We start from the raw sequence: 21854 nt of genomic DNA, 5'->3' as shown, positions 1-21854 counted from the left end.
CCCGGGCGGGCGGCGTGGCCCGCCGCCCGCCCGGGCAGCCCTCGGGAATTCCGCGCCGGAGCGGCAACCTTTCCGGCTCCGGCGGCCACTGAGCAGTGCAACGTCGAGTCGATCTACCGAATGGATGGGAATGAGGGCAACGAAGCACGCCGCCCCGCCGTCGAGGCGCGGGCTGGTCATGGGCGTTCCGCTGGTTCTGGTGGCGGCCGGGGTGCTGGCGTTCCTGGCCTTCGCGCTCCTGCCGGGGAGCGGGGGCGGCGGGGGTAGCGGGGAGGCCGCTGCCGGACAGCCGGCCGCCGCGTCCGTCGCGGCCACCGCACCGAGCACAGGACAAGCCACCGGTCCTGCCGTCGGGACAGCGGCCGAGACGGCCGCACCGACCGCCTCCGCCGCCCCGCCCGGGACCACGCCCATCGTGGCGACGGCTTCGGCCGCCGGTACCCCGTCCCCGCCGACCGCCGCCCCCTCCCCGCCCGCCACCACCACGCCGCGGCCGTCGACCGCCGGGGCCACCCCGTCGCCCTCGGCCACCGCCCACCCGGTGCCGGCCACCGCGTCCCTGGCCGGGCGGATCAAGCCCGGGGCGAGCTACCCGGGCGTCGCGACGTCCTACGACGCCGCCGACGGCAACGGCGCCTGCTCGTTCGGCCCGTCCGGCGACCTCATGGTCGCGGCGATGAACCACACCGACTACGAGTCGGCCAAGGCGTGCGGGGCGTCCGTGCTCGTCCGCGCCGCCAACGGCGCCACCCTCACGGTCCGGATCGTCAACGAGTGCCCGCTGCCCTGCGCACCGGGGCAGCTCGACCTCAGCCACGAGGCCTTCGCCGAGCTCGCCGAGCTCTCGGTGGGCCGGCTCCCGATCACCTGGACGCTGCTGAGCCCGGGCGCGCCGGAGGCGATGTCGGTCCGGTACAAGACCGGGTCGACCCAGTGGTGGTGCGGTATCCAGGCGATCGGTCACCGCAACCCGGTCGCGACGTTGGAGGTCCGGGCGCCCGGCGGCTGGCGACAGCTCCCCCGCAGCGACTACAACTACTTCCTCTCCGCCGACGGCACCGGGTGCGGGGGCCCGATCAGGGTCACCGACATCTACGGGGAACAACTGACCGTCGACGGGATCGCGTTGCAACCGGGCATCGCGCAGCCGGCCCGGGTCCAGTTCGCCCGGCATTGACCGCGCCGCTCGCCGGCCCGCCGTCCGGGCTCCGTCTCCGGGGCGGCCACCACCCGGAGCCGGTCACGGCCCCTGCTACGCTCAGCCAGGCTGTTAACGCTCACATTGCTAGGAGAGGGCGACCGGGGGAAATGCTCCTCGATGACGCGTCCGCGGAGTTCCACGACTTCTTCGAACGCCACCACGCCGAACTCGCCCGTCTCGCCCATCTCCTGACCGGCGAGACGGACGCGGCCGACGACCTCGCCGCCGACGCCCTGATCGCCCTGTGGCAGCGCTGGGACCGGCTCCGCGCAGCCGACCACCCCCTCGCCTACGCCCGCGGGGTGGTCGCCAACATGGCCCGGGAACGGATCCGCAGCGCGGTTCGCGAGCGGCGCCGGATCCTGCTGTTCTGGTCCCGGGCCCCCGAGCGGACGGAGGGCCCGGACGTCGCCGCCGTGCTGGACGTCCGCGCGGCGCTCGCCCGCCTGCCGTTCCGCAAGCGGGCGTGCGTGGTGCTGCGCCACGCCTTCGACCTGTCGGAGAAGGACACCGCCGTGGCACTGGGCATATCGGTCGGTACGGTGAAGAGCCAGACCTCGAAGGCGATGGCCGAGCTGGAAGGCGCACTCGGCGCACGAGCGGTCGGCGAACTGGCGGCAGGAAGGCGGAACCGGTGAACGACGACATCACCCGTCGGCTGCACGAGGCCGCCGAGGCCCACCAGCCCGACCGGGCACGGATCCTGGCCCGCGTGGAACGCGGTGCGGCCGGCCCTCCCGTCCGCCACCGCACACCGTCGTTCGCGAGGTCGTGGCCCAAGGCCGCCCTGGCCGGCCTCGCCGCCGCCGGCATCCTGGCGACCGGTGGTCTCGCCGTCGCCGGCATCGCCCGGACTCCGCCGTCGGAGCCCGTCACCACCCCGGCCGTCCCGCCTCAGGCGGTCGCCTCCTCGCCCCCGGTGGCGACTCCCCCCGGTGCCGCCGACCCGACCCGGGCACCCACCGCCACCCCGCCCACCAACGCCCCGCCCACCAACGCCCCGCCCACCAACGCCCCGCCCGCCTCGCGCCCGACCCCCACGGCGAGCACCCGGCCACAGAACGGACCGCTGTGGTCGGAGGGCTCGGTGGACGCGCACAGCACCGTCTACTGGGCCCAGAGCGACCTCGTCCTCACGTCCGCCCAGCCGCTCACCTCGCTCACCGTGGAACTGCGCGTCGCGCAGACCGGCGACGTGCGGGACACCGGCAACTGGCGAACCCTGCCGGCCGAGGACTTCTCCGTCACCGTGCAGGAGTCGGACGGCGTGCTGGTCTACCGCTGGACCCTCAGGCCCGGCCGCACCGTGCCGGCCGGGCAGCACGAGTTCGCAGGCCAGTACAACCACGCCGCCGGCACGCGCAGCGCCGCGAACGACAGCTACCGGGTCGAGGCCCGGAGTGCGGGCGGCCCCGCCTCCGTCTGGGGAGGGTTCGCCCGATGAGCCGGCCGATGCACGTCCGGGGAAGTGCCGAGCGGCGAGAGCCACCGCCCGGCGGGGCCCTCCTCCGGGAGGCAGGCGTCCGCCGCGCCGGGTGGCCGGGTAGTCGGGTAGTCGGGTAGCCGGGCAGCCGGGTAGTCGGGTAGTCGGGTAACCGTCCGGTCGTATCGCGCCGCCCCGGGGGCGGCCGAGCGCGACCTGAAGGCCGGGCGGCACCGCCCGGGTGGGGTCCGGCGGGCCGGCGGTGCGAGGCACCCGGACGGCTACCCGGCGCCTTCGGGCCGGTGCCGGCCCGCGCGGCGGCCACCGTCCCCGTCCCGCGTCGGGTCGCCGACAGCGAGCGCTCCGGGCCACCGCGCAGGCCGGCCTGCCGGTGACGCCGCCGAGGGGACGGCGGAGGCGTCGGCGCCCGGGCGAGTGCCGCGGCGAATCCGGTCCGCCGCTGCGCGAGGTATTGACAACTCGCAACGCCTGTTGGAGATTTCACCTGAACATGTCAGGCAGGGCGCGCTCCCCACCGCGGAAATGTTAGCGCTAACAGAAGGTGCCGGCACCCCGGTTGATCCCCGGATCCGCCGAACCCACAGGGGTGCGCTCGGTGCGTCGACCGGCGCTACGGCTCCTGGACGGGACCAAGCTCCGCGCTCGGGGCACGCACGGCCCGCCCTGCCCGGCAGGACCGGCTCGGCCGCGTCCGCGCACGATCGTCACGACGAGGCCCCGGTCCCCACCGGTGTGCAGTCATCCCCCACCCAAGGAGAACGATCCGTCATGCCATGGCTCACCCAGAAGCCCCGCCTCGGCAAGGTCCTGACCGGGGTCGCGGGCCTGGTCGTCAGCTCGGTCACGGCCGTCGCCGCGAGCCCCGCGGCCGGCGCCGCCGGTGCCACCACGCTCGGTGCGGCGGCGGCCGGCAGCGGCCGCTACTTCGGCGCCGCAGTGCCCGCCGGAAAGCTCGGCGACCCGACCTACTCCACCATCCTCGACCGGGAATTCAGCATGGTCACCCCGGAGAACGAGATGAAGTGGGACACCGTCGAACCCTCCCGCGGGTCGTTCGACTTCGGGCCCGCCGACTCGATCGTCGGCCACGCCTCCGCGCACGGCCAGCGCATGCGCGGCCACACCCTGGTCTGGCACTCCCAGCTGCCCAACTGGGTCACCGGCATCACCGACGCCAACACCCTGCGCAGCGTGATGAACAACCACATCACCACGGAGATGGCCCACTACAAGGGCAAGATCTACGCCTGGGACGTGGTCAACGAGGCCTTCGCCGACGGCGGCAGCGGCCAGCACCGCGGCTCCGTGTTCCAGAACGTGCTGGGCAACGGCTTCATCGAGGAGGCCTTCCGCACCGCCCGGACCGCCGACCCCTCGGCCAAGCTCTGCTACAACGACTACAACATCGAGAACTGGTCCGACGCCAAGACCCAGGGCGTCTACTCCATGGTCAAGGACTTCAAGGCCCGCGGCGTGCCCATCGACTGCGTGGGATTCCAGAGCCACTTCGGCGCCGGCGGGCCGCCGGCCAGCTTCCGGACCACCCTGTCCGCCTTCGCCGCCCTCGGCGTGGACGTCCAGCTCACCGAGCTCGACATCGCCCAGGCGTCCGCCGGCGCGTACACCACCGCCGTCCAGACCTGCCTCGACGTCGCCCGCTGCACGGGCATCACGGTGTGGGGCATCCGCGACAGCGACTCCTGGCGCACCGGTGAGAACCCGCTGCTGTTCGACAACAACGGAAACAAGAAGGCCGCCTACGGCGCGGTGCTCTCCGCCCTGAGCCGCGGTAGCGGCGGGACGCCGCCCGGAGGCATCACCCCCGGCACCGTCTACACGCTCTCCGACGTTGCCGCCGGACGCGTGCTCGACGAACCCGCGGGACAGAACGGCAACGGCACCCCGCTCCAGGTGTGGGACGCCAGCGGCGCCGCCAACCAGCAGTGGCGGGCCGCCCAGAACGGCGACGGCTCCTACACCCTGACCAACGTCGCCAGCGGCCGGGTGCTGGACGAGCCCGCGAACCAGACGGGCAACGGGACGAGGATGGAGGTCTGGGACGCCAACGGCGGCGCCAACCAGCACTGGCGGGCCGCCCGGAACGGCGACGGCTCCTACACCCTGACCAACGTCGCCAGCGGCCGCGCGTTGGAGGTCGCCGGGGGTCAGACCGCCAACGGCGCTCCCGTCCAGATCTGGGACTCGACCGGCGGGGCCAACCAGCACTGGAAGTTCGGCTGAGTCGAGCCGCCGGCGCGGCGGGTGCCCCGCCGGGCTCCTGTCGCGACCGGGCACCCGCCGCGGGGCAGCGGGTGTGAAGACGCTCGATGCGCGCCCTCACGGCGGCGCGCACAGGTGAGCGATGACAAGGCCGTGTGACAACTCCCTCCCTTCACGAAAGAGGTCTCCCATGCGCAGACGGAATTCCCGTCGCGGGCACCTGTCGGTGGTGCTCACCGCCGTGCTCGCGGCCATGGTGGCGTTGGCCGCGATGCTCGTCGCCAACCCGGCACAGGCGGCCACCGGCAGCGCCGTGCGCGGTGCCGGTTCCGGCCGGTGCCTCGACGTGCAGAACGCCGGCCAGGCCGACGGCACGTCCCTGCAGATCTACGACTGCTCGGGCGGTACCAACCAGCAGTGGACGTCGACGTCCACCAACCAGCTGACCGTGTACGGCAACAAGTGCCTGGACGTTCCGGGCCACGCCACCACGGCCGGCACCAAGGTGCAGATCTGGACCTGCAGCGGCGGTGCGAACCAGCAGTGGCGGGTCAACTCCGACGGCACGATCGTCGGCGTGGAGTCCGGGCTGTGCCTGGACGTCACCGGCGCCGGCACGGCCAACGGCACGGCCGTGGGGATCTGGACATGCACCGGCGCCGCCAACCAGAAGTGGACCGGCCTGTCCGGGACGACGCCGGGCGGCACCTGCCCCCTCCCCTCGACGTACCGCTGGTCGTCGACGGGCGTGCTGGCGCAGCCGGCGAACGGGTGGGGCGCGCTGAAGGACTTCACCACCGTGACGTACAACGGCAAGCACCTCGTCTACGCCTCGGACGTGTCGGGTTCCTCGTACGGTTCGATGGCGTTCGCTCCGTTCACCGACTGGTCGGGCATGGCGTCGGCCGGGCAGACCGGGATGAACCAGAACGCGGTGGCACCCACGCTGTTCTACTTCGCCCCGAAGAACATCTGGGTGCTGGCGTACCAGTGGGGCGCGTGGCCCTTCATCTACCGCACGTCGAGCGACCCGACCAACCCCAACGGCTGGTCCGCGCCGCAGCCGCTGTTCACCGGCGGCATCCCGGGCGCCGCCCCGATCGACCAGACCCTGATCGCCGACGACCAGAACATGTACCTGTTCTTCGCCGGTGACAACGGCAGCATCTACCGGGCGAGCATGCCGATCGGGAACTTCCCGGGCAACTTCGGCGCCTCCTACACGACGGTCATGAGCGACACGGTGAAGAACCTCTTCGAGGCACCGCAGGTGTACAAGGTCCAGGGCCGGAACCAGTACCTCATGATCGTCGAGGCCCGGGGCGCGAACGAGCAGCGCTACTTCCGCTCCTTCACCGCCACCAGTCTGAACGGCTCCTGGACCCCGCAGGCCGCCACCGAGAGCAACCCCTTCGCGGGCAAGGCCAACAGCGGCGCTTCCTGGACCAACGACATCAGCCACGGGGACCTCGTCCGCAACAACCCCGACCAGACCATGACCGTCGACCCCTGCAACCTGCAGTTCCTCTACCAGGGCAAGTCCCCCAGCGCGAGCGGCCCCTACGACCAGCTGCCGTGGCGGCCGGGTGTCCTCACCCTGCAGCACTGACCGACCCGCCCCCGGTGAACTCGGGCGCGTGCGGCCGGCGGTGCCCGGACGCTCCTCCCTCGGCACCGGCACCTCCGCCTGCTGACCGCTCCTGACCGCTTCTGACCGGCCCGAGGGACCCCGGCCGTACGTCGGCCGGGGTCCCTCCCTTCGCGGACCGTCGGCGGGGGGTGCGGACCGCGCCGCACGGACGGCGCGCTCGGCCGGGGCCCGCTGCGCGGCGACCCGACGGCGCCCCACGGCCACTCGAAGTCTCGAAGTGCCGCTCTACAGCTGCTCGAAGTGGAAGGAACGGATGAAGCAGTCGCGCGGCTGGCCGATCGCGAAGAGGACGCAGTCGAGGACGGACCGCGCGGTCAACGGGTCGTCCGTGGTCCGGGAGGCGTCGTCCCAGCGGGGGTGGAGCGGGTCGCCGTCCGTGAAGTCCGGCGGGTAGAGCGAGATCACGCGGATGCCCTCGGGGCGGAGCCGATGGGAGAGGACGTCCGCGAATCCGGCCTGGGCGGCCTTGGCCGCGTAGAACGCGGGATGCGCCTGCGACCGATGGTTCCTCGCTTCCGCGGCCGAGGAGACCAGGTTGACCACGTCCGCGCCCGCCGAAGCGCGCAGCAGGGGCAGGAAGTGCTTGACCGTCAGCAGGGTGCCGGTGGCTCCGGAGGCGACGGTGTCGGCGATCGCTTCGTCGTCGGCGTCCCACAGGTCAGGGCCTTGCAGGTATCGGGCGCCGTTGTTGACCAGCACATCCACCTGGGCCGTTCGCGCGGCGACCCCCTCCGCGAAGCCCCGCACCGTGGCCGGGTCGGCCAGGTCGCAGGCGAACGCGTCCACCTGGGCACCGCTGTCGGCCGCCACCTCCGCGGCCGTCTTCCGCGCGGCGGCCGGCGTGCGGGCGGAGACGAACAGGCGCGCACCCATCCGGCCGGCGTGCACCGCGAACGCCCTTCCGAACCCGCGCCCCGCGCCGGTCACCACCACGGTCCTCCCGGCGAGACCCATGCCCGCACCTCCTTCGACGCTCTCAGTGGATCAAGGGTGAGCCTAGCCGCGGCGTCGATCCGTTCCGCCCAGCGGGCCCCGCCGGCCGCCGAGTGCGGAGCCACGACCGGGTTCCACCACGACTCCCGGCTCGCCGTAGAGCCCGTCTCCGGGGACGGGAGCTAGGGTCTGCGAATGGACGCACCCACGGAGCAGGACCAGGACTCCCCGCCCAAGCCGGACCGTCGCCGCCCCCGGCGCTGGCGCGAGGTCTCACCGACCCGCCGCGGGCTGGTCCTGGCGTGGTGGGGATTCACCCTCACGTTCGCCTTCCTGCGACTGCTGACCTGGCTGATCCACATCGACGCCGCCGGCGTGGGCAACGTCTCGGCGGGGGGTGTCCACATCCACCACTACGTGTGGGGCATCCTGATCCTCATGATCGTCGGAGCGCTGGGCCTGGTGGAGCGCTCACCGCGCTGGCGCACCTGGATGGGCCTGGCCTACGGCATCGGCGCAGCCCTCGTCATCGACGAGACCGCCAACCTCATCGACCTCAGCGACGTCTACTGGCAGCGCACCGGCGGCATCAGCATCGCCGTCGCCCTCCTCGTCATCGGGCTCACGGGCAGCATCCTGGCCCTGACCCGCAGGGACGAACCGTAGCGCCTGGGCGCGGACCGACGGCCGCACTCCTGTGGTCTCCAGGTGACCCCACGCTTCGCCCGTCGCCCGATCCGGCCCGCCCTCATCGTCTGAGCCGTCGTCCTCGCCGCCGCGACGGCGGGCGGTGGCGCGGCGGTTCGACCGGGAGGGACGGCCAGTCAACGGAGGCGGCGGGCGCGGAGCCGGTAGGCGCGGAGCCGGTGGGCGCGGAGCCGGAAGCCGTCGTTCCGGAAGAAGACCACGGCGATCACCGCACCGAACAGCCAGAACACCGCCGAGAGCAGTAACGCGAGCCAGGACGCACCACGGCCCGTCAGCAGCCCGGTCACCGGCCAGAGGGTCCAGACCGCGAACCACACCCAGGCGAACGCGCGGTGACCCATGATCCCGAAGAAGGTGATCGCCCGCCCCCCGCCGAACACGGCCCACAGCAGCAGCCCAGCCCCGACCAGGCGAGCAGGAGGTCCCACAGCAGCCGACCGGAGGCCGAGGGCGGCGCCCGGTGGTGCCGGCCGGCGACCGTGATGCCGACGACCTCGGCGTACCACGTCTCCAGGTCGGCCGCGGCCTCCCGGTCGGCCCCGTCGTACAGCGCGGAGTCGACCTCGATCCGCTCGACCGCCCCCGAGGCGCGCCGGACGGAAAGCTCGTAGACGGTCTCCGTGGTCGTGGACGAGGTGTCGGTGCTGCCCGTGGTCGTGGTGCGGGTGGAGGTGTCCTTGTCCACCACCCGGCCGGTCTCGTGCCCGATGCAGCCGCGACCCTCGTCCGCCGCCGCTCCCCCGCCGGACCCGGCGCCGTCCGTCGTCGCGACGGGACAGGCCGCGGCGTGCCGGAACCGCACGGTGTCCCGGTAGGGCTCCCCCGCCAGATCGATCCCCGCCCAGAACCCCGCCACACCGAGCAGGGCCGCACAGCACCGCACGATGATCCGCAGCATCCCGGCACCTCCCGCCTCGCCCCCATTCTCGCGGGCGGCCCGGTCGCCCGGCAACGCGTTCGCGCGACCGGCTGACGGAGCATCTGGTCGGCCGACTTCCGCCTCCGTTTCGGGAGTTGGGCTTCGAACCACGGGGGATGCCGACCCCGGCGCCGTACCAGGCTCGGGCCACCCGTGGTCGTGACGGCGGTTGACCCGCGGCTCCCGGTCCGCGGGCGGGCCGGCCGGCCGATGACTGTGCGCGGCGGCGGGTCGGCCCTCGCGTCGTCCGGCAGGGAGTGGAGGGAGTGGAACGCGGTCGCCTCGATGCCGCCCTCGACCGTGCGCCACGCCCCGGCCGCGCACGCGTCGGGCAGCAGAGCCGACGGCACGTCATCGGCGTGGCGCGCCGTGGTCGAGGAGGGACGGGCGAGCCCGCGGCGCCCGCAGCAGGTGAGTACCGCCCTGAGGAACGCCGGGACGACCTCGGCGGTCGGGGCGAGAAGCCACGGCACGGAGGCGCACACGCGTCGCCCCCGCCGGCTCCGCGGGGGCGGGGGCGACGCGGGCGACGGGCCCGGCTCAGTTGAACTGGTCCGGGTGCGGGCCGGTGCGAAGGTCGCGGTCGGTGGCGCCGATGCCCGTCATGTCCTCGTCGGTCAGCCGGAAGCGGATGAGGTACAGGTCGACGTACTCCAGGCCCAGCTTGGCGAGGCTGGCGTCGAAGGCGCGCAGCGTGGCGTCCTGGCCCTGGTCGGCGTTCCACCGCTTGGTGGTGACGAACAGTTCCTCGCGCGGCACGCCGCCGGAGGCCAGGGCCCGGCCCACGCCGGTCTCATTGCCGTAGTTCACGGCGGTGTCGATGCCGCGGTAGCCGGCCCCAGGGCACGGGAGACCGCTGTGGCGGTCTCGTCGTCAGGGACCTGGAAGACGCCGAAGCCGAGCTGGGGGTCCGGGTCGAACGGGGAGGACGGACGGGACCGGGCCGTCGGCGGCATCCGTGCAGAACCGAGCCGGGGGGGGGGGCGGGGGGGGGGGGGGGGGGGGGGGGGCGCCCCCCCCGCCCCCCCCCCCCGGCGCCGCGCCGCCGCGCGCGCCCGCGCGGGGGGGGGGGGGGGCGCCCGCGCGGGCGGGGGGGGGGGGGCCGCGGCGGGGGGGGGGGCCGCGGGGGGGGGCGGGGGGGGGGGGGGCGGGCGGGCCCCCCCCCCCCCCCCCCCCGCCCCCCGGCACAGCGCGGGCGACCCTTAGGAACGGGCGTGGCGCGGGCGGCGGTCCCCGGCTCGGCGCGCCGGCCGGGGGCCGGCCCCTCGGTGGTTACCGGGGGGCGCGAACGCGGTCACGAGGGCAGCGACGATGAGCGGCACGACCAGCAGCACCATGGCAGTGGACATGTGCACCTCCGGGAGAGGAGTCGGGCAGGTGACGTCCGTCTGCCCGACCCGCCCGGGGTCATGCCGACGGCCACCCGTCCGGACGAGAACCCCGTTCCCCGGGGCGCCCCAGGGCCGACGGTCGCGGCCGCTCAACGGCGCTCGTCGGCTCCTACCGGCAGGCCGGTCAGCAGGGCGTCCAGCGCGAGGTCGAAGCGCGCCTGGTGGTCGGCGGGGGTCCCGAGGCCGCCGGCCACCGCGGCCGCCAGGACCGGGAACCGCGCCGCGTCCACGTCGACATCGGTCGGCTCGTCCTCGTGCCCCGGCGTGGCGGCGGCCTCCGCGAGGCAGTGCCCCAGCACCAGGGTGCTCACCGCGTTGACGATGCGCAGCGCTCGGACCGGCGGGATCCCCGCGCGGCCGAGGGCGGCTGCGGCGTCCTCCGCCGCGCGCAGTGCGGCCGAGGAGCGCACCGGCCGGGTGGCGACGAGGGCGATCACCCCGGGATGGAGCAGCAGTTCGGCCCGGAGGGCCACGGCGAACTCCCGCAACCGCTGCGGCCACTGGTCGGCGGGGCCCTCGAAGGACGGCCGGACGGCGGAGAGCACCAGCTCCACCAGGCCGTCGAGCAGGGCGGCCTTGTTGGGGACGTAGTGGTACAGCGTCATGGCCTCGACGCCGAGCTCGGCACCCAGCCGGCGCATGGACAGCTTCTCGACACCCTCCCGGCCCGCCGCTTCCAGTGCGGTGCGCAGCACCCTGTCGCGGGTGAGTCCCACCCGCCTGCCGGTCGTCGCCATTGGCCCTCCTTGACATTCTTACGCCGTAAGGACAGGGTATCCCCAGATCGATCCTTACAGCGTAAGAGAGAGCCGGGAACATGACCTCCGCCCTGACCGTGGAACAGAACAAGAAGCTCGTCCGGGAGTTCTTCGACGCACTCAACGAGGTGCGGATCGGGGACTTGGGGGACTATCTCGCGGCCGACGTGGTCGACCACAACAAGATCATCCACGGCGAGCCCGATGAGCCGGGCGCGGCCTTCGCGGCCATCGAGACCCAGCTCACCGCTCTCGCCCCGTACCGCGCCCGGGTCGACGCGCTGATCGCCGAGGGCGACTCGGTCGTCGCCCGGATCACCCAGACCGGTGTCAGCTCCGGCAGCCATCCCCGGATGCCCAGCCCCACCGGCCGCGGCTTCGAGAACGAGGCGATCTTCGTCTTCACCCTCACCCACGGCCGGATCAGCGAGATCCGCGGCGTCTCCGACCGGCTCGGCCTCTTCCTGCAGCTCGGCTGGGACTGGCCCACCACGGACTGAGGGGGGCCGATCCGCCGGGCGGTGCGGCACCCGACGTGGCGCGGGGCGACGCGACGATCGGGCCTCGTGCCGGTGGGGCCGGGGCGGAGAAGAATTCCGCAAGGTCCCGCAGCTCATGCTCGGGGGGGTCGGCCGAACGCGAGGGCCCGTTCGGTTCGAGCCTGGTGCCAGGCGGTCAGGGTGGGCTCGACGAGGGCCCACCGGGCGTCGGACAGGTCGCTCGGATACGGTCGACGATCCGTCATGATGACGGCATAGTGCGGGATTGCCGATATGCCCAGAAGCCGCCGAACTGGGGATGCTCCAGCCCGTGGGAATTGGACTTCAAGCAGATCCTGACCAGGCGTCCGACCATGGGTGCCGAAAACTCCATCCGTAGGTTGCGGCCTTGTCCGAGTAGATCGGGGTGGCGTTGCCGCCAGCGTCCCCATTGCGGCAGGCACACCGCCGGCGAACGCCTGCGCGCGGTCGTCGCCTGGGCAAACGTTGCCTGATGCGGCAGCGCGGCAGCCAGGTAGGCGGTCGCACGGGAAGTCGGCGGGGCCGACTTCCCGTGCGCGGGTGTCACTCGCCGGTGGCGCCGTCGGTGAGTTCGCGGACGACGTCGAGGTGGCCCGCGTGGCGGGCGTACTCCTGGAGGACGTGGAACAGGATCCAGCCCAGGGTGGGGCGCTCGGTGCCGTCGTCGGGGAAGCGGCCGCCGGCTGCGGCCACGGCGGACAGGGGCGTTCCCGAGGCGACGGCCCGGGTGTACTCGCCACCGGCACGCAGGGCGGTGAGGAGGTCGGCGGCGCTCTCCTGCGGGGTGACGTGCCAGCGGTCCTCCGGACCGCGGTCGCCCCAGGGGGCCGGGACCGGCTCGGCGCGGAATCCCCATCGCAGCCAGCGCTGCTCCATGTGGACGAGGTGCTTGAGGAGTTCGAGCATCGTCCAGCCGGAGGGGAGGCGGCTGGTGCGCAGCTCCTCGTCGGCCAGTCCCTCGATCTTGGCTCCGATCACGGAGCGGTAGTAGTCGAGGTAGTCCAGCAGCAGGGTGCCGGGGTCGGAGAGTCGCGTGCTGGGCTCGGACAGGGGGGTGATCATGGCGTCGAGTCTGCCACGGGGTGTCACATCACTTGCCTTGCGCCGCCGTCGTTGCGGACCTGGGAAGCGAGAGAAAGGATCGTGAGGACGAAGGACGCCATCGTGTGCGCAGGCCCTCGTGGCTGACGTCGTCGACCACGCCCTCGGCGACCAGGAACTCGGCCAGCTCGGCCAGGCTCCAGGTCGAGAAGGGCAGGCCGTGTTCGGCCTGCTTGGATTTGGCGGCCTCTCTGATCCCCCGAACGCTCGGGCAGGGTGAAGGTCCTGGGCCGTCCGCCCTCATATTTAGGCGGAGCGAGTCGAAGCCGTCCGTGGTGAAGTTGTGGATCGCGTCGCGGACCCGGTCCGCGCCGGTGAACGTCACCTCGGCGATATAGCTTGCGCCGATTCTGGAGGCAGACCCCTTTGAGCCGCTACAGCATCGACACCGAACAGCGTGTGTTGACACGGTGCTCGGCCAGCGCCTGCACGCGCTCGCGTTCCTCGAGCACGGTACCCGGCGCTCGCACATCGCCGGCGTCCCCTCCCACCCCACCCGGTACCGGGCGGTGCAACAGGCCCGGAACACGGCCGGCGACCCCGGCAGGCGCACGGAGTCCCTGCGCTTCCAGCCGCGTGACCGCGTGACCGCGGCGACACGTACGGGCAGACCTTCGACGCCGTCTTCGAGGCCGAGGAGATGGAGATCCTCACGAGAACACCGCGGGTTCCCCGGATGAACGCCCACTGCGAACGGGTGATCGGCAGCATTCGGCGCGAGGCCTTGGCTTGACTCTGTCGGTGATCTTGGTGATCTCCGAGTGGGCTGGGTGATCAGCGGGTCCACCTGGAGCGAGCCGCCCGCGAACACCAGGTCACCGTCACCGGGCCGCTACCGGGCAACCCCACCCGCCAGCACCGCAGGAACGAGGGCTTCGACCGGGACGACTTCGACATCGACTTCGACCTCCGACAAGTCACCTGCCCCCAAGGGCAGGTCAGCCAGGGCTGGCACGGTCCCTATCCGACCTCCTCACCCACCGCGGGACCCCCGATCGTGGCGCGGTTCACCAAGGGCCAGTGCCAGCCGTGCCCGGACCGCCCCCGCTGCACCAACTCCCGCGAGGGCGCCCGGAACGTGGGCTTTCCCCGAGGGCACCATCAACGAGTTCGCCCATCGACACGGCATGCGCCGTTGCCGCTACCGAGGCCAGTCCAAGGCCCACGTGCGACATGTACTCACGGCCATCGCCGTGAACATCGAGTTGTCTGACCTCGCTGGTCACTCGACCTGCTGATCTGCGGTTCTTCCTGGGACAGCGAAGGTGGCCGTCGTCCACGCTTCGAGATGTCGAGTCACGAAGAAGCCGGAGAACGGCCACTGCCTATGAGTTTCCCCAAGCAGCACCGAGCCGTCGCCACCCGCTACGACGAACGCTGTTACGTCTACCTCGGCACAGCCACTGTGGCAGCCCTCACCATCTGGCTCCGAGGATGACCGGCCGGACAAGTCCTGGGCGGCGGACTCCGCGTACGGAAGGATCCCCGACGGCTCCGGGTCCCAAATCGATTGCCTCGGGACCCGGCACGGTGTGACATGTGGGTATGAGCAGAATGGCGCAGGTCATCGTGTTGGCGCGGTACGAGGACGAGGTGATGGAGCCGCTGACGCGGCCGGACGAGGCTCGCACCTGGCACGGCTGCTTCGTGCAGATTCCCTGGTTTGTAGGGGGTTGGCACATCGAGTTCGAGCGGTGGAACCGGCGGCGCGGGGTACTCAGGGACTTGGAGTCCCTGCCGTGGAACGAGCCCGCCTGCGTGCAGGTCATGCTCCACGACGAGGACGACGACCTGTTCGGTCTGTGGATGTTCAGCGAGGGGGTCCTCGTCGAGGTGGGCATCCCCGGCACCCAGCGGGTGCACACTGCTGCCCCGTTGTGGGAAGCGGACCCGGGCTTCCTGGTGCGGACCGGCCTGGGTAGGGGCGAGGACCAGCACTCACCAGAGCGCGTACAAGACCCGCGGTCGTGCTGGTGACCCGGTCCCGACCGGGGCCGGGCAGGTACTGAGCTTGGCGTTCAACCTCGCTGGTCACCCGACCTGCTGATCTGCGGTTCTTTCCGGGACAGCAGAGGCGGCCGTTCTCCACGCTTCGAGATGTCGAGTCAGGAAGCACGAGAGAACGGCCGCCGCCCATGAGTCTTCCCGTCGAGGCGCCCGTAGGTGACGCGTTGGGCATCTTGTCCCGCTTTCGGGTTGAGTGCTATGAGTGTCTGTACAAGCAAGCGGATGTGCTCTTCGAGTCGGCCGGATCGATCTGTACAGCAATGACAAGAAGTACGACGGTGTCAGCGCGCCGCTGCCGACATCCCCCAATGCGGTCTTCCCCCGGCCCTGATCACGGCGGGGAACGGCGGCAAGCCGTGCAAGCCGACCCCGCCGACCAGCCCCAGCCCCACCGCCACCGCCACGGTCAAACCGTCGACCTCGCAGTCGCCCACTGCCACGGTCACCCCGACCACCAGCGCCGGCCCATCGGCCTCGATCTCGCCGTCTGCTGAACCGACCACCGCGGCGAGCCCCAGTACAGCCTCCTCGGCCCCACTGCCGACTCCCACCGACGGGGGGCCGGTCGGTAACCCGACCGTCGCGCCGGTCTCCACCACGCCGTCCGAGAGCCTCGCCACCACCGGTGGCAACACCTCTCAGACCATCGCCATCTCGGCCGGTGGCGCCGCCCTGGGCGGCGGCGCGGTGCTCCTCAGCCGCCGCCACACCCGCCGCAGCTGACCGTCCGCCTGCTCGGGGTGGCCGGATCGGGCGTGCAGCCGCAGGCCCGGTGTCCGCAGGAGTCTTCGCTGGTGGATGGGCGGGGTGCGGGGGGCCAGGACCCCGGACAGCCGACGTGGTACGGACAGTTGACCGACGTCGGCGGCCCGCACGGGCGCCGACGGCCCGAGCCGCTGGAGGAGGGCCCGGCGGGTGGGCTCGTGGCCGCGAGCGAGGGCCGGGAGCCCACGGCTGACCGCGCTCTCGTCGAGCCTGCCTCGGTGGGTGTCGTCGGCAGATCGATGATCCACCGGCCTCGCACCGAGGTCTCGCCGCGCTCGACGCGGACGGTCAGGGCCGCAAGGACCTCGGTGCGAGGGGGCGCTTCGCACCGCGTGTGCGGCCCAGGCGGGCCGGCGGTGGACTTCGCGGTGCGTCGCCCCCGCCCGCAGGCCCCCGGTGCGGCAACGCTCCAGCCGACCCGCACCCCGTCGCTCAGGCCGGGCCGGCCGGCTCCTGACGCACCGGCTCGTCCGCCGTCGTGAGACGGGCGACCCAGCCATCGGGGTCCAGGAGCTCCCGGCGGTCCGGGACCAGCGTCGGATCGGCCCGAAGGCGGAGCAGCAGGTCGGTGACGCCGTACTCCACCGCCTTCCGTACGCAGTCCTCGCCGCGGTCATACACTGCCAGACCCCGGTTCGGTCCCCACAGCAGACGCAGGAGGCGGCCGGCCTTCCGTTCCTCGACGTAGTCGGCCGCGAGCAGTTCCCTGGTCGTGAATCGTGCGTGGCCCTCCAGTACGGCGCTCAGGCTCCGGAACTCCTCGACGGCGGCGCGCGTGGCCCGATGGACCAGGTGCGCGGCCCGCAGGTCCATACTCAGCGACGGCCCCCACAGTGCGAACTGCGCCTGGTGGACGAGCTGGTGGGCGAGGACCGACCGGAGGGCGTCCCGGCTCACCGTCCCGGCACTCCGCCGGAGCAGTGCCGGGACCAGCAGGATCGTGGAGCCGCCGTCGGTCCCCGGGACCGCCCGACTGGACGGCAGACAGCCGAACTTCCGGTTTCCGCCGGAGTACGAGCCGTCGGCGCGGCGGAGGTCCGCCTCCAGCCGCAGCCGACGCGCCTGGTCCGGGATCGCGTAGAGCAGGTCGCTCGCGAGCAAGGCCTCGTTGACCCGCCGCTCGTGCGCCTCGTGCGCCAGGGCATAGGCGTCCGGGTTGAGCAGCCGGACGTGGAGCTCGGGCCCGAGCCCGAGGCCCGTTCGCCTCCCCACCCGCTCGGCCAGCCCCGTCGCCACCGCCCGCACCTCGTCGGCGACGGCGTCCCAGCGCCGCCCGGCCTCCTGTGTGACGACGATCTCGACCACGCCTCCCCCTTCCGACCGCCGAGGCGCCCTCGCGGTCCACCCACATCTGCGGCGAGCACTCTAGCGGCAATCTTGTCCCGCTCATGCGCCGGCTCTCCCCGGCTCGGTGCCCCTTTGGTACACCGGTCCGGTCCCGGGGCGGGACCCGCGCGAATCATCCGGGCGCGTGTCCGGGAGCGCCTCTACGATCGTCGGGTTCGCCCGCCGGCAGTCCGCTGTCGTCAGGCCGGACCGTTGTCGAGACAGAGCCGGGGGTGCGGTCGTGGAGTGGCGATGGCGCAGGACGACCAGCACGGGGCCCGAGACCGCAGACACGCCCGAGGCCGTGCCGCCACCGGACGAGGCCCCGGTGAAGGAGGCGGCGCACCAGTGGACCCATCGCTGAGGGCCCTGGGGCGAGCAGTGGCAGGACTGGCTGCGCCGTTCCCCCACGGGCGTCGACCTGCTCGTGTGGTGGCGGGACGAAGGAACCAACGACTCCTCTGACGGGGAGGTGGTGTCCGTCCTCGCCCCAGCGGTCGTCGTCGGCCGGCGGGGCGGAGGGTGCACCGGCCGGGCCAGGTGCAGCAGTCGCGGCCGGGCCACGTGCAGCGGCCGTTGCAATGGGCGCGGCCGCAGCCGACCGGGTTCCGGTGGATGCTGGAACCGCCGGCACAGCGGGGCCGGCTGCTGCTACGCGGGCGTTGGCCTTGGCGCGGTCGACCTTGCTGCGGCGCGAGCGGGAGCAGTACACCGGCGGCCTCCATCGCCAGGAGGCCGCCGCGGTGGAAGTCGAACGGGCTCTGGCGGCCGAGGCTCCTGCCTCCCGGAGTGCGCGTCACCCGCGGCCTGTGCGTCGGCCAGTACGAATGCCCCGCCGACTGCCGGCGCCGCTCGCTCTCCTGTGGGGGCGTCGACGACGCGGCTGCTCCGGGAACGGCGCGCGGTGACGATCGAGGGCGGGTGAAGCCTTGGTCGTCCCGGTCGGCGTTCGGTGGGCCCGGCCACCGGGTAGCCGACCGGACGGGCCGGGTGCCGGCGGGTCTGCTCCCTGTCCTGTCGCATCAGCCGCCGGCCCCGCGGCCGGCCCGGTCAGCCGCAGGCCGCGACGGCCTGGTCCACGCTCTCGTAGAGGCCGAAGATCCGGTCGATACCGGTGATCTGGAGGATCTGCGTCAGGTCCCGGCCCGCGCCCGCGACGGCGAACGGCGCCGAGGCCGCGGTGGCGCGCTGGTAGCCGGAGATCAGCGCCGAGACCCCGATCGAGTCGCAGAACGACAGGCCCCCGACGTCCAGGATGAGCGGGACGGCGGCGGCCAGCGGCAGCCCTTCCACCATCCGGCTCAGCCGCGGGGCCGTGTGGTAGTCGAGCTCCCCGGTGACGGTGAGGACCGTCGCCCCCGACGGATGGGTGTGGACGGCCATGGCCAACGCGAAGTCGGGCACCGTAACTCCTGGAAGGACTGGAACGGGAGCCGGGGACGCCCGTGCGGTACGCACCGGCTCGGATCGGCTCGTGCGGGACGGTCAGTGGATTCTCGCTGCGAGAAGGGCGATGTCGTCCGTCTTCGCCTTGCCGAAGTCGTCCAACAACTGGTCGCACAGCTCATCGAGCCCCTGCCCGGCGGCGGACACCGCACGCCCGAGGGCGACGAGACTCTCGTCGAGATCCTCACCGGGCACCTCCACGAGACCGTCGGTGAGCAGCAGCAACGTGGCACCGGCCGGAACGGCGTGGGAGACGGCCGGCGGGTGCGGCAGGTTCAGACCCAGCAGGATCCCGTGCTCGGTGAGGTAACGGGTGGAGCCGTCGGGAAGGCGCAGCAGCGGCGGCAGGTGGCCGGCGTTGGCGATGTGGACTTGCCGTCCGCCGGGTTCCACCAGCACCAGGCAGACGGTGGCGGTCATCGTCGGCCGCAGGCGCACGAGCAGCGCGTCCAGCCGCTCCAGCAGGGTCCGCGGGTCGTGCCCCTCGATCGCGTAGGCCCGCAGCGCGTGGCGCAGCTCGCCCATGACCATCGCGGCCTTGAGTGAGTGCCCGGCCACGTCGCCGATCGCCAGCAGCAGGCCGGCCGGGGTCTCGATCGCCTCGTAGAAGTCGCCACCGATCTCCGTGTGGTCGGCGGCGGGCTTGTAGCGGACGGCGAGGTCCACCCCGGCGACCTCGGGCAGCCGGTCGGGCAGGAAGGTGCGCTGCAGGGTGAGGACGAGCGCGTGCTCCTCACTACGGGCGCGCATCGCCTCCAGCGCCAGTGCGCAGGCCTGGCCGAGCTGGGAGAAGAGCCCGCGGTCGTCGGGGCCGGTGGTCGCGGGCGCGTCCACCACGAGCGCGACCGGCGGCCGGCCGTGCTTGGTCCGGGTCAGGAGCACCGCGACCTCCCCGGGCAGGAGCTCGGTGAGCCCGGCGTCCAGACGCGCGGCCAGGGCGTGCCACTCCGCGCGGGACAGGACGGCGGTCTCGGCGCCGGTCGCGTCGCCGAGCGCGTGGTCCGTCAACCGGTCCAGGAGCCCCGCGTCCGCCGTGCTCAGGCGGGGGGCGGTGGTGGCGCCGTCCGGGGCGGGCCGGTCGACGACCGCCACCTGCAGGGCTTGCTCGTCCGGGCTGAGGGCGAGGGCGACGGCAGGCGAGGACATCAGGGTGGCCGTGCCGGCGGCCGCTCGCGACGTGAAGGCCTCCGCGCCGCTCACCCCGTGGACGGCGAGCGTGGTGCGGTTGAGGATCGCCACCCGGGCGGCCAGCCGCTCGGCGCGACGGCGGGCGCGGGCGTAGCGCAGGGCCGCCGTGACGGTCGCCAGCAGCTCGGACGGGGCTATCGGCTCGGTGAGGTAGGCGTCCGCGCCGCGGTGCAGGCCCTGGGCGCGGTCGTCGACCTCGATGGCGGTGGCCGAGATGTGGATGACCGGGACGGACGCGGTCCTGGGGTCCGCCTTGATCCGTTCGCAGACCTCGAACCCGCTCATGTCCGGCAACCGGACGTCGACCACGGCGAGTTCGGGCAGGTCCTGGTCACCGGCCGCCGCGAGCAGGGCGAGGCCCTCGGTGCCGTCCGCGGCCTCCACCACCGTGTGGCCGCCGCGCACCAGCCAGCTCCGGACGAGGTAGCGGTTGATGTCGTTGTCGTCCAGGACCAGGATGGTGGCGGCCGCGCCGTCGGCGGCGGGACCGGCGCTCACCGGACGCTCCGTCCATCGGCGACCGGCCCACCGGGGTGGTTGCCTCGGGCGGGCGCCGCGAAGGCGGCGGCCAGCTGGTGGGACCTCAAGGTGGCCTTCTCCAGGACGGCGCGGGCGTGGACCAGCCGGTCGTGCTCCAGACCGGCCGTGCTCGCGGAGGTGATCACGACGACGGGGACGGCGCACAGCTCGGCGTCCGCCGCCAGCTCCGCCAGGACCTGGTACCCGTCCAGGTCCGGCATGTGCAGGTCGAGCAGGACGGCGTCCGGGCGCTCGCGCCGGACAGTCTCCACGGCCCGGCCGCCCTCGGAGACCTCGACGATCCGCTCGGCCAGTTCACCGAGCAGCGGGCGGACGCTCGCCCGGTAGGCCTCGTCGTCGTCGACGCTGACCAGTACCGCCACACGGGCCGGCGGGTCTTCGACCGGCGGTCCCGGCACCGGCAGCCGCACCACGACACGCGTTCCCTCGCCCGGGCCGCTGGTGAGCGTCAGGGTGCCGCCGAGGAGCCCGGTCAGACGGCGGGCGTAGGGCAGGCCGAGGCCGGTGCCGGAGCGGCCCCGCTGGTGCGCGCCGCGCACCTGGTAGAACTCCTCGAAGACGCGTTCCTGTTGTTCCTGCGGGATCCCGACGCCGGTGTCCGCGACGGTGAGGACCAGTTCCTCGCCCTCCGGACTCTCCCGCAGCGCCACGTCCAGCGTGACGCTGCCCCGTTCGGTGAACTTCAGCGCGTTGGACAGCAGGTTGCGAAGGATCCGGGTGAGCATCACCTCGTCGCTGACGAACGCCGGTACCGTCGTCGGGTCGGCGATGCCGAGCGTCACACCCTTACCGGCGCGCACGCCCAGGGTGCCGCGCAGTTCGGCGAGCAGGGCCCGCAGATCCACCCGGGCCCAGACGGGCTCCAGCCGCCCCGACTCCGCCTTCGCGACGTCCAGCAGTTCGTCCACCAGCGTCAGCAGAGTGCTCCCGGACGCCGAGATGAGCCCGATCTGCTCACGCTGATCCTCGTCGAGACGCCCCGCGCCGCTCGCCAGCAACAGCCCGGCCAGCCCGACCACGGAATTGACGGGCGTACGCAGTTCATGGCTGACGTTCGCCCAGAACCTGGTCTTCGCCTCACTGGCCACCCGGAGCTGACGCGACTTCTCCTCCAATTCCCCGTACAGGGCCACCACCCCGCGATTGGTCTCCTCCAACTCCTGCGACAACTCGGAGTAGAGCGCCACCACCCCGCGATTGGTCTCCCCCAGCTCCTCGTTGAGTCGCTGCAGTTCCTCGCGTTGGGCGCGGGACTCCCCCAACGCCGCGATGAGGTCCCTGGTCTGCGCCCGCGCGTCCTCCGACGCCGACGACCCGCCATGCGCGCCGAGCACCTCACGTGCCCCTTCCATCAGACCGGCCAGCGACTCACCGGACGCGAGGAGCGGCTGCTCGACGACCAGACACTCCGCCGCCGGCCCCTCCCCCCGCCGGACCTGGACGAGGCGGGCGACAGCACCGAGCGCCTCCGGGCTCGGACCCGGGCCGCCCTGCCAGCGCATCGTCACCTGCAACGCCGCCGCAACCCCGCCCGTCACGGCGAACTCCACCGTCAACGCGGTCGCGGTCAGCAGGTCACGCCCCAACTCACTGAGCGCGGTGGCCAGCCTGACCTGGTCCTGGTTCTCGATACCGAACACCCCGGCGACCGCCCGGCCACAGCGCCGCAACGCGAAGGTGTCCTGCTCGGTGGCGACCGAGATGGTCATCAGATGGACGGTACCCGTACCGCCCG

At 72.9% G+C, this 21854-nt stretch carries 20 protein-coding genes and 3 pseudogenes; 9 read left to right on the top strand and 14 right to left on the bottom strand.

Features of this window, described 5'->3' with window-relative positions:
• The first annotated feature begins 130 nt into the window (after positions 1-130).
• From ACIF6L_RS14050 to ACIF6L_RS14030, 5 genes are all read left to right on the top strand, one after another.
• A complete protein-coding gene (locus ACIF6L_RS14050) occupies positions 131-1177 on the top strand; it encodes an expansin EXLX1 family cellulose-binding protein (protein WP_396491053.1) in 1047 nt (348 codons plus the stop codon).
• Between the two features lie 131 nt (positions 1178-1308).
• Entirely contained in the window at positions 1309-1839 is a 531-nt protein-coding gene (locus ACIF6L_RS14045; protein WP_396491052.1) for a SigE family RNA polymerase sigma factor, read from the top strand.
• Entirely contained in the window at positions 1836-2645 is an 810-nt protein-coding gene (locus ACIF6L_RS14040) for a hypothetical protein (RefSeq protein WP_396491051.1), read from the top strand. The genes ACIF6L_RS14045 and ACIF6L_RS14040 overlap by 4 nt, the downstream gene beginning before the upstream one ends.
• Positions 2646-3413: 768 nt before the next feature.
• Positions 3414-4886, top strand: a complete 1473-nt coding sequence (locus tag ACIF6L_RS14035; protein WP_396491050.1) for an endo-1,4-beta-xylanase — start codon at positions 3414-3416, stop codon at positions 4884-4886.
• Positions 4887-5055: 169 nt separating this feature from the next.
• The gene (locus ACIF6L_RS14030; protein ID WP_396491049.1) at positions 5056-6474 is read left to right on the top strand and encodes a non-reducing end alpha-L-arabinofuranosidase family hydrolase; all 1419 of its coding nucleotides are present in this window, start codon (positions 5056-5058) and stop codon (positions 6472-6474) included.
• Between the two features lie 267 nt (positions 6475-6741).
• Here the strand turns inward: ACIF6L_RS14030 and ACIF6L_RS14025 are convergent, their stop codons facing one another.
• Entirely contained in the window at positions 6742-7470 is a 729-nt protein-coding gene (locus ACIF6L_RS14025; protein WP_396491048.1) for an SDR family oxidoreductase, read from the bottom strand.
• Positions 7471-7644: 174 nt separating this feature from the next.
• Here ACIF6L_RS14025 and ACIF6L_RS14020 point away from each other — a divergent pair, with 174 nt between their 5' ends.
• Complete coding sequence (locus ACIF6L_RS14020) at positions 7645-8115, top strand: hypothetical protein (protein ID WP_329485155.1); 471 nt, start codon at positions 7645-7647, stop codon at positions 8113-8115.
• A 158-nt stretch (positions 8116-8273) separates the two neighbouring features.
• Here the strand turns inward: ACIF6L_RS14020 and ACIF6L_RS14015 are convergent, their stop codons facing one another.
• The 4 genes and pseudogenes from ACIF6L_RS14015 to ACIF6L_RS14000 form a co-directional block, all read right to left on the bottom strand.
• Complete coding sequence (locus ACIF6L_RS14015; RefSeq protein WP_396491047.1) at positions 8274-8444, bottom strand: hypothetical protein; 171 nt, start codon at positions 8442-8444, stop codon at positions 8274-8276.
• Entirely contained in the window at positions 8441-9055 is a 615-nt protein-coding gene (locus tag ACIF6L_RS14010; RefSeq protein WP_396491046.1) for a hypothetical protein, read from the bottom strand. The genes ACIF6L_RS14015 and ACIF6L_RS14010 overlap by 4 nt, the downstream gene beginning before the upstream one ends.
• A 624-nt stretch (positions 9056-9679) precedes the next feature.
• Positions 9680-10032 (bottom strand): annotated as a pseudogene (locus tag ACIF6L_RS14005) (aldo/keto reductase); the annotation flags it as partial.
• Positions 10033-10556: 524 nt separating this feature from the next.
• Positions 10557-11204 (bottom strand): TetR/AcrR family transcriptional regulator C-terminal domain-containing protein, encoded by a 648-nt coding sequence (locus tag ACIF6L_RS14000; protein WP_396488948.1) that lies wholly within the window; start codon positions 11202-11204, stop codon positions 10557-10559.
• A gap of 80 nt (positions 11205-11284) precedes the next feature.
• Here ACIF6L_RS14000 and ACIF6L_RS13995 point away from each other — a divergent pair, with 80 nt between their 5' ends.
• Entirely contained in the window at positions 11285-11725 is a 441-nt protein-coding gene (locus ACIF6L_RS13995; RefSeq protein ID WP_396488949.1) for an ester cyclase, read from the top strand.
• 146 nt (positions 11726-11871) lie between these two features.
• Here ACIF6L_RS13995 and ACIF6L_RS13990 read toward each other — a convergent pair.
• The 3 genes and pseudogenes from ACIF6L_RS13990 to ACIF6L_RS13980 form a co-directional block, all read right to left on the bottom strand.
• Positions 11872-11970 (bottom strand): annotated as a pseudogene (locus ACIF6L_RS13990) (IS5/IS1182 family transposase); the annotation flags it as partial.
• Between the two features lie 319 nt (positions 11971-12289).
• Positions 12290-12808, bottom strand: a complete 519-nt coding sequence (locus ACIF6L_RS13985; RefSeq protein WP_359811704.1) for a DinB family protein — start codon at positions 12806-12808, stop codon at positions 12290-12292.
• A gap of 94 nt (positions 12809-12902) precedes the next feature.
• A pseudogene (locus ACIF6L_RS13980) lies at positions 12903-13184 on the bottom strand (helix-turn-helix domain-containing protein); the annotation flags it as partial.
• Positions 13185-13974: 790 nt separating this feature from the next.
• On the opposite strand from ACIF6L_RS13980, the gene ACIF6L_RS13975 reads away from it, so the two are divergent.
• Both ACIF6L_RS13975 and ACIF6L_RS13970 read left to right on the top strand, forming a co-directional pair.
• Positions 13975-14085, top strand: coding sequence for a hypothetical protein (locus ACIF6L_RS13975; protein WP_396488950.1), 111 nt, complete (start codon positions 13975-13977; stop codon positions 14083-14085).
• Between the two features lie 307 nt (positions 14086-14392).
• Positions 14393-14824, top strand: coding sequence for a hypothetical protein (locus ACIF6L_RS13970; protein WP_396488952.1), 432 nt, complete (start codon positions 14393-14395; stop codon positions 14822-14824).
• Between the two features lie 311 nt (positions 14825-15135).
• Here the strand turns inward: ACIF6L_RS13970 and ACIF6L_RS13965 are convergent, their stop codons facing one another.
• From ACIF6L_RS13965 to ACIF6L_RS13940, 6 genes are all read right to left on the bottom strand, one after another.
• Positions 15136-15477: a hypothetical protein gene (locus tag ACIF6L_RS13965; RefSeq protein WP_396488953.1), complete on the bottom strand. Its 342-nt coding sequence runs from the start codon at positions 15475-15477 to the stop codon at positions 15136-15138.
• A gap of 15 nt (positions 15478-15492) precedes the next feature.
• Entirely contained in the window at positions 15493-15867 is a 375-nt protein-coding gene (locus ACIF6L_RS13960; protein ID WP_396488955.1) for a hypothetical protein, read from the bottom strand.
• Between the two features lie 184 nt (positions 15868-16051).
• Positions 16052-16924, bottom strand: coding sequence for a hypothetical protein (locus tag ACIF6L_RS13955; RefSeq protein ID WP_396488956.1), 873 nt, complete (start codon positions 16922-16924; stop codon positions 16052-16054).
• A gap of 1071 nt (positions 16925-17995) precedes the next feature.
• A complete protein-coding gene (locus tag ACIF6L_RS13950) occupies positions 17996-18349 on the bottom strand; it encodes an STAS domain-containing protein (protein ID WP_396488957.1) in 354 nt (117 codons plus the stop codon).
• Between the two features lie 81 nt (positions 18350-18430).
• Complete coding sequence (locus ACIF6L_RS13945) at positions 18431-20077, bottom strand: SpoIIE family protein phosphatase (protein WP_396488959.1); 1647 nt, start codon at positions 20075-20077, stop codon at positions 18431-18433.
• The gene (locus tag ACIF6L_RS13940; protein WP_396488960.1) at positions 20074-21828 is read right to left on the bottom strand and encodes an ATP-binding protein; all 1755 of its coding nucleotides are present in this window, start codon (positions 21826-21828) and stop codon (positions 20074-20076) included. The genes ACIF6L_RS13945 and ACIF6L_RS13940 overlap by 4 nt, the downstream gene beginning before the upstream one ends.
• Positions 21829-21854: the final 26 nt, after the last annotated feature.

The sequence above is a fragment of the Kitasatospora sp. NPDC086009 genome (genome assembly GCF_044540385.1).
In the GTDB taxonomy this organism is placed as follows: Bacteria; Actinomycetota; Actinomycetes; order Streptomycetales; family Streptomycetaceae; genus Kitasatospora.
This window is presented reverse-complemented; position numbering and strand designations above follow the sequence as displayed.

Excerpts from the sequence above, each read along its gene's own strand:
- ACIF6L_RS14050 (WP_396491053.1), top strand. The coding sequence starts at position 131 with ATGAGGGCAACGAAGCACGCCGCCCCGCCGTCGAGGCGCGGGCTGGTC.
- ACIF6L_RS14045 (WP_396491052.1), top strand. The coding sequence starts at position 1,309 with ATGCTCCTCGATGACGCGTCCGCGGAGTTCCACGACTTCTTCGAACGC.
- ACIF6L_RS14035 (WP_396491050.1), top strand. The coding sequence starts at position 3,414 with ATGCCATGGCTCACCCAGAAGCCCCGCCTCGGCAAGGTCCTGACCGGG.
- ACIF6L_RS14030 (WP_396491049.1), top strand. The coding sequence starts at position 5,056 with ATGCGCAGACGGAATTCCCGTCGCGGGCACCTGTCGGTGGTGCTCACC.
- ACIF6L_RS14025 (WP_396491048.1), bottom strand. The coding sequence starts at position 7,470 with ATGGGTCTCGCCGGGAGGACCGTGGTGGTGACCGGCGCGGGGCGCGGG.
- ACIF6L_RS14020 (WP_329485155.1), top strand. The coding sequence starts at position 7,645 with ATGGACGCACCCACGGAGCAGGACCAGGACTCCCCGCCCAAGCCGGAC.
- ACIF6L_RS14010 (WP_396491046.1), bottom strand. The coding sequence starts at position 9,055 with ATGCTGCGGATCATCGTGCGGTGCTGTGCGGCCCTGCTCGGTGTGGCG.
- ACIF6L_RS14000 (WP_396488948.1), bottom strand. The coding sequence starts at position 11,204 with ATGGCGACGACCGGCAGGCGGGTGGGACTCACCCGCGACAGGGTGCTG.
- ACIF6L_RS13995 (WP_396488949.1), top strand. The coding sequence starts at position 11,285 with ATGACCTCCGCCCTGACCGTGGAACAGAACAAGAAGCTCGTCCGGGAG.
- ACIF6L_RS13985 (WP_359811704.1), bottom strand. The coding sequence starts at position 12,808 with ATGATCACCCCCCTGTCCGAGCCCAGCACGCGACTCTCCGACCCCGGC.
- ACIF6L_RS13975 (WP_396488950.1), top strand. The coding sequence starts at position 13,975 with ATGCGCCGTTGCCGCTACCGAGGCCAGTCCAAGGCCCACGTGCGACAT.
- ACIF6L_RS13970 (WP_396488952.1), top strand. The coding sequence starts at position 14,393 with ATGAGCAGAATGGCGCAGGTCATCGTGTTGGCGCGGTACGAGGACGAG.
- ACIF6L_RS13940 (WP_396488960.1), bottom strand. The coding sequence starts at position 21,828 with ATGACCATCTCGGTCGCCACCGAGCAGGACACCTTCGCGTTGCGGCGC.